A 15847-nucleotide genomic window follows, 5' to 3' on the forward strand; every position below is an offset into this window, starting at 1 on the left:
AAAATGTATATATGCATAAACTGCCGATGGCGGTCTAGGCTCATGGGAATAAATTGAAAATGACTCTTCGCGAAGCTTTTGAAAGTAGGATGATGTTGCTGGATGGCGGTATGGGTTCTGTCATTCAGACTTATGGCATTAAAGGTGCCAACAACGACATGCTTTCCATTGAACGTCCGGACGTGATTCTGGATATTCAGCGCCGCTATGTGGATGCGGGCGTGGATGTATTGACTACGAATACGTTCTCCAGTCAGCGAGTGAGTCAGCACGAATACCATCAGGAACATCGCATTGCCGAGATGAATCGTGCTTCCGTAAAGATTGCCAAGCAGGCAGCTGCAGAAGCCATGGAAAAATACGGACGTAAGGTTTATATTGCAGGTGACGTGGGTCCCACCAGCAAGATGCTTTCCATGAGCGATGATGTTAATGATCCTGCAAATCGCGCCATTACGTTTGACGAACTGGAAGACGCTTACCTGGAACAGATCCAGGTTCTCGTTGAAGAAGATGTGGATGCAATCCTTATTGAAACCATTTTCGATACCTTGAATGCAAAGGCTGCAGCAAGTGCCTGCATGAAGGTTTTTGATAAGCGAAAGGCTGACGCTGCTGCAAGAGGCGAAGATCCTGCTGCCCTTAAGCCAATCGAAATCATGTTCTCCATGACGGTAAGCGATGCCTCTGGCCGTACCCTTTCTGGTCAGACGGTAGAAGCCTTTGCCATTAGCGTGATGCATGCGAAACCTTTGTCCATTGGCTTGAATTGCGGTCTCGGTGCCGACGGAATGATTCCGTATCTTCGCCGTATGGGAAAACTTGCCCCCTGCTACATCAGCTGCCATCCTAACGCTGGCCTGCCCAACCAGTTTGGCGGTTATGACGATACCCCGGAAGATATGGTTCGCCTGATGCAGCCTTATATGGATGAACATCTGGTGAATATGGTGGGCGGTTGCTGCGGTACCACTCCGGAACATATCGCTGCCATGCGTAAAATGCTGGATGCCCTGCCTTCCGATTATGAACGTCGTAAGCCTGCTCCCGCATTTGTCACCTCTCCGCTGCTTCGCCTGGCGGGGCTGGAACCTCTGATGGTAAATCAGGTTCGCCCCAGTAATGGTGCGGACAACTGCAATGCGGAAGATTTCGTGATGGTGGGCGAACGCTGTAACGTGGCCGGCTCCAAGAAGTTCCTCCGTCTCATTAACGAGAAGAACTACGAAGAAGCTTTGGATATTGCCCGTAAGCAGGTGGAAGATGGTGCCCAGGTGGTGGACGTCAATATGGACGACGGCCTCCTGGATGCAAAGCAGGAAATGCGAACCTTCCTGAACTTGCTTGCTTCCGACCCGGCAATCAGTCGCGTGCCTATCATGGTGGACAGTTCCCGCTTCGAAGTCATCGAAGAAGGCCTGAAGTGCGCTCAGGGTAAGTGTATCGTGAACTCCATCTCCCTAAAGATGGGTGAGGAAGCCTTCATTGAACATGCCATGACCGTGAAACGTTTGGGCGCTGCAGTCATTGTGATGCTCTTTGACGAAGAAGGGCAGGCTACCAATTACGACCGACGCGTGTCTATTGCGTCTCGTGCTTATAAGCTCATTACGGAAAAGTGTGGCTTTGATCCTTCGGATATTATTTTTGACCCCAACGTCTTGACGGTCGCTACCGGCATGGCGGAACACAATGCCTATGCTCACGACTTTATCCGCGCTTGCCGCTGGATTATTGACAACCTGCCGGGCGTCCGCATTTCTGGCGGTCTTTCCAACTTGAGTTTTGCCTTCCGCGGAAACAATTACCTCCGCGAAGCCATGCACTCTACCATGTTGCATTTGGCAACTCCCAATGGCATGGGCATGGCCATCATGAACCCTGCTGCGGCCGTGGAATACAAGTCCATTCCTATGGAACTTCGCATGGCTATTACGGAAGTGCTGTTGAATACACATCCGGAATCTAGTGAAGAACTGATTGAAATTGCAAGCCGCATGAACGAGGCTGCCGCAAAGGCGAAGGAAACTGGGGCGAAGTACGATCCTAAGGCCATTTTTGCGTTAAGTGCTGGTGCAGGTGCAGTAAGTGCTGGGGACTCCGGCAACACAGCCGTTGCCGTCCAGACCACTCCGGAACAACGCTTGCAGGAAGCTCTCCTGAAGGGAACTTCAACCACTCTTCAGCCGGATCTGATGGAACTGATTAACCGCGGTGACAGTCCTGTGAGTATTATTTCCGGACCTTTGATGGATGGCATGAATGAAGTGGGCCGTCTTTTCGGTGAAGGTAAGATGTTCCTCCCGCAGGTGGTGAAAACTGCGCGAACCATGAAGAAGGCTGTGGAAATTTTACAGCCCTACATCGAAGCCGGCAAGGAAGAAGGTGCAGCCTCCCGCGGAAAGATCGTTATCGCCACCGTTAAAGGTGACGTTCATGATATTGGCAAGAATATTGTCTCCGTCATCATGGCCTGTAATGGTTTCGAGATGGTGGATTTAGGCGTGATGGTTCCTGAAGATGTAATCGTAAATGCAGCCATTGAACATAAGGCTGACATAGTAAGTCTTTCCGGCCTGATTACGCCTTCTCTGGAAGAAATGTGCACGGTTGCAATCAAGATGCAGGAAGCGGGACTTCGCATTCCCATTATTGTAGGTGGCGCTACCACATCTCCCACACATACTGCTGTAAAGATAGCTCCTTGCTACGACGGTCCCGTGTTCCATGTTCGTGACGCCGCAAGCAATCCTGGCCTGGCCCAGAAACTTCTGGATCCTGCAACCCGCGAAGCCACTATCGAAGAAAACCGCAAGGAACAGCAGCGAATCCGCGACGAACAATCTGGCAAGGTTGCTGCAAAGGCGGAAGCCATGGCCGCTGCAGAAAAGACTCCCGTGGAACGTCGCTTCGCTTGCGACTGGTCCAAGTATAGTCCGGTACAGCCTCCCTTCTTTGGGGAAAGTAAACTGCCGCCCATTTCCCTGGATAGGGTCATCCCTCTCATTAGCTGGGAATACTTCTTCTATACCTGGAAGGTAAAGGCTGATTGCGAAGAAGCTCAGAAGCTCCGCGCCGACGCCGAGACGCTTCTCGATACCCTCAATAAGCCGGAATACAGCCTCCGCGCAGTACAGGCGTTTTATCCTGCCGCCGGTACCGAAACTGCAGTCCTTTTCAACACGGGCCGCACAGGCACCGCCGAAGACATTGTGGAAATCAATACCGCCCGTCAGCAGAATCCGGAAGGAACATGCCTTGCCCTCTGTGATTATGTGGCTCCCGCCGATGCCAAGACCGATAGCGTTTACGCTTCGATGGTGGGGGACAGGGCTTTCCGCGATATTGTGGGTGCCTTTGCTGTTACCGTCAGCGATGCCTTCGTGAAACGTCTTGAAAAGCTGAAGGCTGAACAAGGTGGCAGTGACTACGATGTTCTCTTGATGCAGACGGTAGCGGATCGCCTTGCGGAAGCGGGCGCAGAGTACTTGAGTCGTGAACTGGATAAGAACTGTAACTGGAAGGGTATCCGTCCGGCTGTGGGTTATCCGGTGCTTCCCAACATCAAGGAAATCTTCAACGTGGCAAAGCTTATCGATTTCGACAGTGTAGGCATTAGCCTTACTGAAAACGGCGCTATGTACCCGCAGGCTTCTGTTAGCGGCCTCTACATCAGCCATCCGGAAATCGAATATTTCAACGTGAAGGTGAACTAGGTTATTTTAACGCAACCTTTTTTTACTCAAAAATTCTATAATTGAGTTGGGTAAAAAAGGAGGATTTGTGTTTCGTTTTCCCCACATTGTTGTTTCGTCTTTCCTAGTTTCCGCTGCCAGTGTATTTGCTGCTTGGGATGGTACTTCCGTTTTGCCGAAAACGGTGGCGGAAGGCTATAAGGATGTTTATGAAATTACCACCCCGGAAGAACTGGTGGGATTTAGACAACTGGCGGATACAAGTTTCGCGCTCCTTTATGCAAGGCTGAAAAACGATATTATTTTTGGTAAGGATACGTCCAGTCTTTCTGAAATTCCGTGGATACAGAACGACTTATCCTTGCGTCAGAATTTTATCGTGGAATTTGATGGTGCCGGTCATACCATTTACGGCTTCAATTCTGACATGCCGCTTTTTACATCCGTGAATACTTATGAGGATGGTGCTCGTATTGCCAATGTAACACTTGCCAATTGCAAGGTGGGTAGCGATACTTTGACTGCAGCGGGTGGCTTCATGATTTCCCATGGCGGAAATACTCTTGAAAATATCGAAGTCCGTAATTGTGATATTCAGTCCAAGGGTATTACTGGAGGTGTTGCAGGATATCATTCCTACAACAATAGCCATGAATCGATCATGCGCAATGTGCGTAGCGTGAATAACCGCATTTCTGGAAGTATTAAGGTGGGTGGCGTTGTGGGCTATGCCTATGCTCCTTTGACTAACGCTTTTAACTCCAGCGAAATCGTTGTAAATGATTCTACCGCAAGCGAACTCTCCAATTCCATTACTTACGTGGGCGGCATTGTGGGAGATTACACCCCTTACGAATCCGATGGCGACTTTACTCTGGATTCCATGGTAAATGAAGGTGATATCACCGTAAAGAGTTCCGGTAATGTGGATGTGGGCGGTATTGCTGGCGAATCCTATCGTTCCATTGTGTATGGAAAGAATGCAGGGAAAATTACCGTTGAAGGGAATCTCCATTTTGCTACTGTGGGCGGCATTGTGGGCTATATGAATAAGTCCTGGAAAAGTGGCCAGACTTCTCTTGGAAACGGCTCCAAAAAACTTTACAATTTCGGCGCAGTCAAGGTGACGTCCGTAGACTCTGTTCGTGTAGGTGGTATTGTGGGGGATAGCCGCAATGGAGCGTTCCTAAGCGCGATGAACTTTGGTGATGTGGATGCAACCTCTACGGCTGAATTTGGAGTGAACTATGTAGGTGGCGTTTTGGGTTATGCCTTTAACAATGACGAAAATGCTCTTGCCTATCAAGTGGGTAACCGTGGTGAAATCAAGAGTAATTCTCTGAGTGACCACTACGTAGGTGGCGTTGCAGGTGCTCTTGAGGCAAATGGGAGCTATGTCATGGACGCTACCTTTATGCAACAGGCTTTTAACTACGGTAACGTTACTGCGAAAAGCGAAAGCGCTGGAGATAAGTATTCCCGTTTTGAAATTGGCGGCATTGTGGGCTATGCCAATTTCATCAAGATGGAAAACGTGTATAACCGCGGCGAAGTAGTGGCCGATTCTCCCGAACGTCAGTACCAGTATGTGGGTGGCTTGGCAGGAAAGATTTATTACATCTATTCGGAACTGAACTATGGTTACAGCGCAACATCTAAACTTGAGGGAAAGTCTGTTGGCGGCTTGATTGGAAGTATGCGCACAATCCTCGGTACAAAGCATCTGTATCTGGATTCTCTTCTGCTTGATGGGGAGCTTGCTTCTGAAGTGGTTCTGCAGGAATATGATGAAGTGGATGAATTGGCTGGACTACACAAAAGCTATACTGGTGCAATGCAGAACGACGAATTCCTTGCGGTGCTGAATGGAAGTTCCGAGGCTGACAAAAAGATTTGGATCCGCAGGGACGGCTATCCCGTATTTGATTTTGACACCTTGATGGTTTACGCTCCCACTCAGAAGGAACCTGTTACCAATCCGGATGATGATTTCCCCATGGATTCGCCTCTCCGTATTGCAGAAAAGAATCTGCAGGAACCGTCTAGTTCCAAGTATTCCGTAGTTTCTTCGGGAGCAAAGGCTTTGGTGATGAAAAAGAATAATGCATCTGGACGAATTTATACTGTTCTGGGTCGCCAGATTGAAAATTTCAAATAAGTTTTATGCCTTAAAATTGCCGTGGTAGTTCCAGCTCCATTGGGATGGATGTTCGGCAATCCAGGTTTCAACTTCTTTAGCGATACTTTCCACCAGGGGAGTATCGCTTGCTTTTTTCATGGAGTCGTATCTTGGTGGATAGTACGTCTCGAAACGGATGACGATCTTTCCCCGCAGGCCTCCCTTCGTAAAGGTCCTGAAGGTAACGATTCCTGCCCCCATCTGGTTTACCAGTTGGGGCAATCTCAGGAATAGGGTAGAGTCTTGTCCAAAAAGCTGGACCTTGTTTCCCTTGGTATTTTTCCCCTGGTCGAATACCATGGCGAGAATGCCATCCGACTTGAATAAATTGCGAATCAATTCACGGGAATGGTCGGGACTGTATTCTGTCAGGCAAGGATCGCTACGAAGTTCCTGTATGACCTTCCTTAGCTCGCCGTTCCTTAGGGTGTCCGTTACCAGATGGACATTATTGCTGAAATGACACAGGCTACGGTGCAGCAACTCGAAGGATCCTTGATGGATACTTATGGCTGCAATAGGACCATGTCGCAATGCTTCTCGAATGATTTCGGGATTTTCAAAAACGACTCGGTCCGTTACTTCGGGCATGCGGGCGAGGCCTCGGTAGGAATCGATGGCGTTCCAGTAGATTCCTCGGAAAACGCTGCGGGGTGTGGTTTTCTTCAGTACGGAACTAGGGTTTGCTGCAACCGCATTTTTCAGGTGCTGTACAACGCGACCGTGGGCTCGGTCCTTATGGAGGGCCTTGTAGACGGGGTAGGCCTTGTTGAATAAATCCTCGTAGATTCGGTCCGGCAAATAAAAAAGGGCATGAAGTAGCGCCTTATAGAAGACGTATTTCATACCGCTCTTATTCATTGAAAACCTGAAGTTGATTCCGATTACTCTTCGTCGAATTCCAGAATGCTCTTGCCCAGTTCTCGCTCGAATACGCGACGGGAAAGGTTTTCGCCAGCGTAGCTCAAAGTGGGGGAGATTTCGTAAAGCTTGTTTTCGTTCACTTCTACATGAGCCTTACGGAGCCATTCACGATGAAGCTTGCCAATCATGGTACGTGCCGTTTTCGGGCTGTCGTTACCTTCGGCATTTTTCACCGGGCTGAATTCCTCTTCACGGATCACGCCGAAGGGCATCATGGAACCCAGCTGCGGGAATGCGTCAAAGAGGAACTGTTCAAACTTCCAGCACTTTTCAATACCGCAAACGGTCTTGCGGGCGGTGTGCCACGGGAGCTTGCTGGTCTGCAACTTGCGCAAACCCTCGATCTTGAACAGGTGAATAGCGATGTTTCCGCCGTCAAAAGTAAGGCTTCCGTCGGGATTGGTCATATCGCGATATTCTTCTGGAAGGTCGCTGTATTCCACCACGCCGGGCTTCTTGTTCTGGAAAGCGAAAATACCCACCTTTTCGCTTGCGTTAGCCTTATGGACCACCTTGGATGCACTCATGCTGCGTCCTTCGCTGGCAAGGGCTCCAATAAATGCCGGGTCGCAAACGCGGCAGAGGGCGTTGTCCACGCTGTACAGGAACACGTAGCGGACGCCACGTTCAATCAGCCAAGCCAAAGTTCCGCTCTGGGCCAAAGCTCTAAAGCAACCGCCGTTTCCGTCCGGTACCAGGGCCAGATGGTCTTCTCCATCAAGGACTGCCTTTCCGTCGGGAGTCAAGGCGCAGATGGTGCCCTGTTCAAAAAAGCGAATGTTGGTGCGGTCCATACCGAAGAAGTTATTTTCGGTAAAGAAATTGACGGTGGCCTCGTGATTCAGGGGGCTTGTCATAATGCACCAGGGAATGGCGTGTCCCACCTGGGCGGCCAGGTTCTGGAGACGTTCTGCCTGGAGCTGGAAAAGGCTCTTGTGGCTGGGGAGACCGATGTCGAACATGCCCTTGGGACCTTCAAATCCCAGACGGGAACCTTGACCACCGGCAACCAGGAATGCAGCTACCTGGCCCTTACCCAAAAGAATTTCCCCCGTCTCCTTCCAGAATTCATAGCGCAGGTCATCTGCACCGATCTTGAAAGGCATAGGCTTCAAGTCAGAAGAAACATTGTCGGACAGGCTTGCGGTGGACTTTTCTGCATGAAGGGCCTTCAGCTCCTCCCAGTCCTGACTGGCGATATCACGTTCCAAACTCTTACGAGCGTCACCGCTTAAGCTTTCCAAATAGTAAGCCAAGTCTCCTTGACCCGCTGCAACCAACTTTTCAATCATACCACTACCTAATGCCAAAGAAAATCACCATGGAAACAATCAGCGCGAAGATGCTGACTAGATGCATTCTCCATACAATCTTGGAGTTCATCAGGGGCTTGCTGGGGAATCGACCATCCCACTTTTTCTGGTAGTGGTGGTGGAGGGGGGCGCAGAGGAAAATGCGCTTTCCGGTTCCTGTAGCCTTCTTGGTCACCTTGAACCACAAAATCTGGAGCAGTACAGAGCATGCTTCTGCAATGATGATGACGCAGACGATGGGGTAGAAAAGACCTGCCTGAACCAGGATGAACATAATGCCGATGGCGGCACCGAAGCCGACAGAACCAGCGTCACCCATGTAGATTTCTGCAGGAGGGCTGTTGAACCACAGGTAGGCAAGCAGGGAACCTGCAATGGACATGGCCAAGGGGAACAGTTCATCGCAGCCTGGCAAGTAGGGTACGCTGAGGTACTGGCTGAAAATGAAGTTGCCGCTGACGTAAGCCACTAGGCCTACAAACACCATACTTGTCAAAATAGGTACGGAAACAAGACTGTCCAGACCGTCCGTAAAGTTCGTTCCATTGGCAGAAGCCGCAATCACGAAAGTCATGAATCCTACGAAAATCCAGTTAGGCAGATGAATCTGGAAAACGTCGTGGGGGAAGAAAGGTACAGTCAACTTGCCCTGAAGTTCAGGAATGAACTTGTAGCAGAAAATAGCCACCACTAAGCTAAAGAGGAAGTAGAGGAACAGACGGAGGGAACTGGAAATGCCGTCGGCCTTGTCCATATAGTCTGCGGCCTTCAGCTTGCCCTGCATGACCATGCGCTTGGCGCGAACCTTGGCGATGTCGTCAATGGCGCCTACGGCGGAGAAAGCTCCCAGCACCACTAGGGTAGAAATTGTATAGCCGTTCATTTTGCATACCAGGAGGGAGACAATTTCTACGACGATGACCAAAAGTAGGCCGCCCATAATGGGAGGTGATTTCTTGGATCCATCCTTGTCGAAGTCGCTGGTTGCGTCTAATCCCTGGAGCAGCCTAATATATTTAGGCATGAAGAACAGGACCATGATGATAGAAAGCATGGCGGCAACGCCTGCGCGGAACAGACGGCCGTCAAAAAGTTCAATGTTTGTAAAATGGAAAAGCCACTGACAAAGCATAGTTCTATAAACGGTTTTTGTTAAAAATGATGGTTTTACAAAAAATTGACGTGTCTAATTTAAAAATAAGCGGGAGGATTGGCTTTCGTATTTGAAAAAAAGGCCTGAATACACAAGGTTTTTCTACATTTGGGATGTATGAGTAATTTGCATATTGAATGCCCCCATTGTGGAGCCTCTTTTGATCTGGAACTTCAGGGCGAAAAGGCCAACATGATGGTCTTTAGTTGCGCCCGCTGTGGAACTCCCCTGATGTATTGTCATGGTGAAGTAGGGGAGTTGGATAAGGATGAATTCGCAAACCTTCGCAAGAAGCTGACCCGCGCAATCGATGCGGCCGTCAGCCGCGACGGTAACCTGGCCCCTGTGGCCGATGCCTTAAGGACCATGCTGGACAAGTCCAACGAAATCGCCGAGGAACGTGCCTCTGAAATTGTGGAGGAACATGCCGAAAAGCCTGCTCCTCTTACGGACGAATCCCTGGCCAGTCTCCAGAAGGAATTGGACGAACTGGATGCCGAAAGTTTCCTGGATCGTCTATAAGGTGAGTGCGTAAGGTCGAATCATGAAGATTCTTTTCTCGGATTTGGACGGCACTCTTCTGGCGGATGACAAGACCATCCCTCAAGAGAATATACAGGCTATTGACGAAATGCTTGCCAAGGGCCACAAGTTCGTCATTACCACAGGTCGCCCTCTGGCCAGCGCCAAGATTCTGGCCAAGAAGTATGGCTTCTACAAGCCGGGCTTTTTCCTGGTCAGTTTTAACGGCGGCTTAATCTTTGACTGCGCTGCAGAACAGCCTATTCTTACCCGTCCCATCTCGGTGGAAGAGGTCAAGTCCATTATGGATGCTGCCTTTTCCCGCGGTTTCCATGCCCACACTTACGCTGGGGATCTGGTGGTCTCCGAACACGAAACGGAACAGCTAAAAACCTACTGCAAGCAAATGCAAATGGATTACGTTGTTGTAAAGGATATTCGGGAATATTTCGGCGAGTTCATCAACGTGGTCATCAAGCCACCCATTAAGGTGAATATCATTACCCCGGGGGATCATTCCACCCTTCTGGATTTCCGCTCCGAAATGCGTAAAAACACCGAAGGAAAACTGTTTGACGTGTTCAGTAAGCCTGAAATGCTGGAATTTTCACACTTGTTGTCCAACAAGGGGGATGCCGTTCGCTTCATGAGCGAGTATTTTAACGTTCCCCTGGAGCAAACGATCGCCTGTGGCGACGAGGAAAACGATTGCCCCATGATTTTGGCTGCAGGTCTAGGCGTTTCCATGTCCAATGGTTCCGAGATTGCGAAAAAATCCGCAAAATACGTGACGGAACGGGATAACAACCATGGCGGGGTCGCGGAAGTTATCCGGAAATTTGTTCTGTAATCTCGTTTTTTTTTGAAAGGTTTGACCTTTTCCACTGAAAATATTTATATCTTTTTTCGATAATTGACCGTTAAGGAGTCTATTTATGAATTTTTCCAAAATTATTGCTCTGTGCGGAATTTGCGCTGCAATGAGCTATGCAGGCATTTCCATCCATATCGATGGAAAGAAAAAGCACAAGGATGGTTGGGGTTTGGACCTGCGCGAATGTGATGGCTCCACCTGCTGCGATTTTCACCTGAATGAAAAATCCGAATATAAACTGAAATGTAACGAACACCCCAAGGAAGTCTCCGTCCATGTAAGGAATGGTTCCGAACGTGTTGACGAAGGTAATGGTCGTCTTCGCTATACCGTAGAAAAGGGTGAACGTGTTGATTTGCGCGTCCGTGCAGTTCCTCGTATTTATAAGGAACGTATGTGCGATAACGGCATTTGCTGCGAATTTGAGCAGGATTTACGCTCTCGCGATTATAAGTTCCATTGCGATCGTCCCTATGACCGTGCAGAATTGAAGGTTAAGGCTGGTGGCCATAGAGATCATTTTGACCTGAGTAGCCATGGCCGTCTTCCCGTTGAAATCCGTCCGGGTGATCGCTGCGAACTGCGAATGACTCCTCCTCCTCCTCCTCCCGAAAAGAAGAAGAAAAAGAAGGGCGTGGACATCCACATCCATATCTAATCTTCCTGGATGCGTAAAGCGTTTGAAAAAGGGTTGCCCTTCGGGTTTCCCTTTTTTTGATGTAGGTGCTTTTTGCTAAATTTGGCTCCATGAATAAATTGAAGGATTTTCTCGCGAATAATTTTGACAAAAAGACGGTTTTGACCTCTTTTGGTCTTACTTTGGTGGTTCTTGTTGTCGCTTTTTTAATTTTTGAGTTCTCCTCGGTACCTTTTGCCCGTCGAATCGATATTCAACTGGGGTATTATTCCATCCTTCTTACGTTTATTCTTCTGCTGGTGGGTGTAGGACTTAACATCCCCTTCATTTCCAAAAATCTCAAGGGGTTCCTGCCCAGCGGCAAATCCATTTGTGTCCTTGCCGTTGTGACCCTGATTTTCTCCGTATTCATGTTCAACAATATCGGCAATACCCACCGAGTCCTCAGCGATGAAACCAGCTGGGAGTCCATGGGCTTGCAGATGTATTTCCAGCATTCTGGCGGTATCTGTAACGAAGGTGAATGGCTGGATGGCAAGCTGAACTGCGTGACGGAAGTGAACAACTTCAAGGGCAAGGCTCTTGGCTTTGTCTATTCCTTGCTGTTCAACGTGGCGAAGCCTAATCGCGATACGGCCTTGCTGGTGAACTACCCGTTCTACGTGTTCAGCCTGTTCTTCTTCTTCCTGGCGCTTGCCCAGTGGTTTAAGCGGAAGAAGTGGGTCGACGTTCCGACTAGTCCTGTAGGCGGGAAGCTTACCACCGAAAAGAAACTACAGATGGTGCCTAACGAGGGGGCTGCACTTGCCGCAGCCGTTTTCCTGGGGGGCATGCCTATCTATCTGCTCCAGGCTCGATCTGCTTCCACGGAAGTACTGTATATTTTCCTTCTTTCCGCTCTTATGGCTTGGTATGCCTTTGTGCCTGCCAACAAGGTGACCTGGAAACACTTCCTCCTGACCGTGCCTCTGCTTGGATTCTTTGCCCAGACACGTCAGGAAACGGTTTTCGCCTTTATTCCTTTTGCCTTGTATTACCATAAGTACTTCCTGGAGAAGTTCTACAGACTGCCCGCCTTTGTGGCTGCGGTTGTCTTTGTGAGCTGGCCTTCCGTCAATACTATGGCCGCTTACCGAGGCTATGATTTCCAGGGGGGCGAACATGCGGCTCATTCCCTGGATAACTTCATATTCAATATGAAGACCAATCTGGAAGTGATGATGAATCTGGACAAGGATCCCGCTTTTGGCGGCATCATGCAGAATCCCTTCTACACCAGTTTCACTGTCATTCTGCTGATAGCCACGGTTTGGCTGCTGATTCGTACCATTGTCTGGCGTAAATACTGGCGAGGCCTTGTTCTGGGACTTGCGTTCTGTATCCAGATTTTCGTCATTCTTTTGAATGTTTCTGGTACTTTCACCATCGATATCAATCAGCGCTACGTGCTTGTGGCCTTGCCTTTGTTTGCCTTGATTATGGCGTTGGGCCTTTATGATGCACTGCAGTTTGCTACCAAGATGAGGGTGGATGCCGCTGGTAATATTGTTGCCGTAGTAGCTTGCTTGCTTTCCTTGGGACTGATGGTTTATCATGGGGATAGCTTCCGCAACAACATGCTTTATTACAGGAATAAGCTCCTTGCCGAAGAAGACTATCTGGACCGAGCTCTGGAAAACTACCCGGAAAATTCCATTTTCATTTATGCTCGTCCCTGGCAGATGCTTGCTTCCGGTCATAGCTCCTACAGTGAACGTACTTTCATTGGCTGGGATCTGGAAACTTTCGCCCAGAAAATGCGTACCTCCGGCGGAAACATTTATGTAGTCCGCGGTCAGGACGGTTATGGCGAACTGAACCGCAAGAGCCGTGTGGTTGGTTTCAAGACCACCGACCAGATGGATGAAATTCTCAAGGATTATAAGCACGAACGTGTCCTTTGGGAACCGCGTCTGTTTGGCTATCCGCTGGCGATGTACAAGATTAATGCCAAACGCGGTGTGTCGGATTATCAACAGAAGTTCTATGTTAGCGATATGGAAAACAACGCCTTTGTTGTGAACAAGAACTTCCCGGAAGGACTGTCCTGTACTTATTCTCTCAATGGGGAATTGCAGGAAGACTTGCACCTGACTCTGGACGTGGATACCTTGAACCTGGATTCCACCAAGATTGTTAAGGGCATGAACAGGACAAATATTGATTGCCTGATGCCGGATAGTGATACCTTGCATGTGATCAAGGACTTCTTCGTGAATGGGGAAGGTGTACTTCTCCTGTCCGAACTTAGGATGTCCGGCTTTACTCAGGATTGGGGTGAACCTCAAGTCAATACCACGGTGGAACATCGTCGCTTGACTTTGAATGGAACGGCCTATCGTTATGGCATCGGTTCTCATGCGAACTCCAGCCTGGTTTACCGCCTGCCTTCTCCGTTCAAGACGTTCCACGGAACCATTGGCCTGGATGACGAAAGCGTCTGCGGTGATGGCGCTAGCTTTATTGTGGCGGGTGATGGTCGTGAACTGTTCCGCAGTAAGCGCATGTATTCCATGGATGTCCAGAATATTGATGTGGACATTAGTGGTGTGAACGTATTGGAATTGCGAATCGACATGGGCGGTGATAAGGACTGCGACCATGGTGATTGGGCTAATATATGGTTGGAAGCCCGCTAAAAGCTCTGATCGCACCTTTGGACTGGGGATTAGGGCACGCCACTCGCTGTGTGCCTATTATCCGCGAGTATTTGCGTCAAGGAGCCCATGTTGAAATTGCGGTGGTGAAATCCAATGCCGCATTTTTCCGCGGTGCATTTCCAAACTTGCGTCAACGTCTAGTTCCTTCCTACAATATTGTGTATCCCAAGCATGGATACAATATGGGATTGTGGCTTGTCAAAAATGGCGCCCACCTGAATAAGGTCATTCGATTTGAGCATCGCTTTGCGGAAGAGATGGTGGAACGTCACCATTATGACGTGCTGGTGTCGGACAATCGCTTTGGCTTTTACAGCCATAAGGCAAAGTCCATCTACATGACTCACCAGCGACGCATTGCGTTCCCGCCTATGCTTTCCGCTTTCGAGTCGATGGGCATTATGTGGCACTGTTCCATTATGCGTCATTTTGATGAGGTCTGGGTTCCTGATATTCCTGGCGCACCCGGTTATGCAGGGAACATGTCCCATGTGAAATTCTGCCCCAGGCCTGTAAAGTACGTGGGGCTTTTGTCCCGATTCCAGGATGCACGTCAAACGGCCAACCCTCTGGAAACGGTTTCTGTGAACGAGCCTAAGGGGCCTTACCAGTTCGTGGCAGTGGTCTCCGGAGTGGAACCTGCGAGAGGCCGTTTCGAAAAACGTCTTGCGGATATTTTTGGAAGTATTCCTGGAAGGCACGCCATTATCCAGGGGCGTCCCTCTGCGGGTATCAAGACGTGGACGGAAGGCAATACGGATTATTTCACCCATTTGCCTGATGATCAGTTTGCGAATGTGATCAAGTCCGCGAAATGGATAGTTTCCCGTGGCGGTTACAGTACCATTATGGATATGGCTGTACTAGGCGCGAAATGCGTGCTTGTACCTACGCCGGGACAGTATGAACAAGTGGTTCTTGCGAGAGATCTTAGCAAGTCCCATCAGGCGGTTACCCTTGGGGAAGAGGAACTGAATAAGGATTCCTTGCTGGATTCTGTTGACGAATGTGATGTCCAGATTCCTGCCGCACAAAATAATGACTTGCTTAAAACAGCCGTCGTCCAATCTTTTAGAAAAAAGAAAGTTTAATTAGAGAAAAGGAAAAATCATGCCTCAGTTTATTCTCGCATTTCCTATGAATGTTGGCGTTGCCGACAATATTGTGATTAACGAAAACGTTTCCATTGCGGCCGACGCAAAATCCGTCATGATTCCCGGTTGCGGCGTGATGTTTAATGTGGTCCGTAAGGATGCGGTCCCTCAGTTGCTGGATATTTTCAAGGAACACCAGGATATTTCTGCCGAAGCCGCCGCTGCTATTGAACAGCACAAATCCTTATTGTTCCTGCTGGGCGAAGCCAAGTCCATCGAAGATGTGACTCAGGTAAATATGGCCATCCTCAAGCTGTTCTCTGCTGGCGCACAGGGCGTGTATATGCAGCAGTCCGGCGCCGCCTGGAGCGTGGATGGATTCCGCGATGAACTGGGCGATGGGGAATATCCCATGGATCCGTGGATTAACTTTGTGGAACACGGTGACCTGATTTATACCTTGGGCCTTGCCTGCTTTGCCCTGCCTGATTTGAGCATTTCCTCTTCCATTGAAGAAGCCCAGGAAGCCTTGCTTCTGGCTGCTGATAGCCTGTTTGGCGATGGTATTCCTGCCAAGTCCGGTTCCGAAGTGGATCTGGGTGATGACGAAGTTTATGTGCTTCGTTCCGAAACCAAGATCCCGTTCCCCAAGGATTCTCCGGAATTCAACAAGGGCGGCATTCTCCGCCTGAACAAGAAGAAGTAAAGCTATCCTGAGTAAAAACCCAACGTCATCCTGAGCGGCGAAGCCGCGAAG

Annotated in this window: 11 protein-coding genes; 8 read left to right on the forward strand and 3 right to left on the reverse strand. The window is 49.3% G+C overall.

Translation table 11 applies throughout. From position 1 onward, the window contains the following. The first annotated feature begins 59 nt into the window (after positions 1-59). Both BGX12_RS00775 and BGX12_RS00780 read left to right on the forward strand, forming a co-directional pair. The gene (locus BGX12_RS00775; RefSeq protein ID WP_109734185.1) at positions 60-3716 is read left to right on the forward strand and encodes a homocysteine S-methyltransferase family protein; all 3657 of its coding nucleotides are present in this window, start codon (positions 60-62) and stop codon (positions 3714-3716) included. 67 nt (positions 3717-3783) lie between these two features. Beyond that, positions 3784-5853 carry a hypothetical protein gene (locus BGX12_RS00780; RefSeq protein ID WP_109734186.1) on the forward strand — a complete coding sequence of 690 codons (2070 nt, stop codon included), beginning with the start codon at positions 3784-3786 and terminating at the stop codon, positions 5851-5853. Positions 5854-5856: 3 nt separating this feature from the next. On the opposite strand, the gene BGX12_RS00785 is transcribed toward BGX12_RS00780, so the two are convergent. From BGX12_RS00785 to BGX12_RS00795, 3 genes are read right to left on the reverse strand one after another with little or no spacing between them, the layout of a single operon-like run. Then, a complete protein-coding gene (locus BGX12_RS00785) occupies positions 5857-6735 on the reverse strand; it encodes a lauroyl acyltransferase (RefSeq protein ID WP_233246196.1) in 879 nt (292 codons plus the stop codon). Between the two features lie 23 nt (positions 6736-6758). Beyond that, positions 6759-8090, reverse strand: a complete 1332-nt coding sequence (locus tag BGX12_RS00790; RefSeq protein ID WP_109734187.1) for a UTP--glucose-1-phosphate uridylyltransferase — start codon at positions 8088-8090, stop codon at positions 6759-6761. A 4-nt stretch (positions 8091-8094) separates the two neighbouring features. Then, the gene (locus tag BGX12_RS00795) at positions 8095-9243 is read right to left on the reverse strand and encodes a phospho-N-acetylmuramoyl-pentapeptide-transferase (protein WP_109734188.1); all 1149 of its coding nucleotides are present in this window, start codon (positions 9241-9243) and stop codon (positions 8095-8097) included. Positions 9244-9381: 138 nt separating this feature from the next. Between BGX12_RS00795 and BGX12_RS00800 the strand changes: the two genes are divergently transcribed. The 6 genes from BGX12_RS00800 (at position 9382) to BGX12_RS00825 (ending at position 15796) form a co-directional block, all read left to right on the forward strand. Then, positions 9382-9786: a hypothetical protein gene (locus BGX12_RS00800; protein WP_109734189.1), complete on the forward strand. Its 405-nt coding sequence runs from the start codon at positions 9382-9384 to the stop codon at positions 9784-9786. A gap of 22 nt (positions 9787-9808) precedes the next feature. Then, entirely contained in the window at positions 9809-10636 is an 828-nt protein-coding gene (locus BGX12_RS00805) for an HAD family hydrolase (protein WP_109734190.1), read from the forward strand. Positions 10637-10721: 85 nt separating this feature from the next. After that, positions 10722-11318, forward strand: coding sequence for a hypothetical protein (locus tag BGX12_RS00810; RefSeq protein WP_109734191.1), 597 nt, complete (start codon positions 10722-10724; stop codon positions 11316-11318). Positions 11319-11407: 89 nt separating this feature from the next. Beyond that, entirely contained in the window at positions 11408-13975 is a 2568-nt protein-coding gene (locus BGX12_RS00815) for an NPCBM/NEW2 domain-containing protein (RefSeq protein ID WP_109734261.1), read from the forward strand. Next, on the forward strand, positions 13957-15087 hold the full coding sequence (locus BGX12_RS00820) for a glycosyltransferase (RefSeq protein WP_109734192.1): 1131 nt from the start codon (positions 13957-13959) through the stop codon (positions 15085-15087). The genes BGX12_RS00815 and BGX12_RS00820 overlap by 19 nt, the downstream gene beginning before the upstream one ends. A 19-nt stretch (positions 15088-15106) precedes the next feature. Continuing rightward, a complete protein-coding gene (locus BGX12_RS00825; RefSeq protein ID WP_109734193.1) occupies positions 15107-15796 on the forward strand; it encodes a hypothetical protein in 690 nt (229 codons plus the stop codon). Positions 15797-15847: the final 51 nt, after the last annotated feature.

Origin of the sequence: Fibrobacter sp. UWR4 (genome assembly GCF_003149045.1) — a bacterium.
Classification (GTDB): Bacteria; Fibrobacterota; Fibrobacteria; order Fibrobacterales; family Fibrobacteraceae; genus Fibrobacter.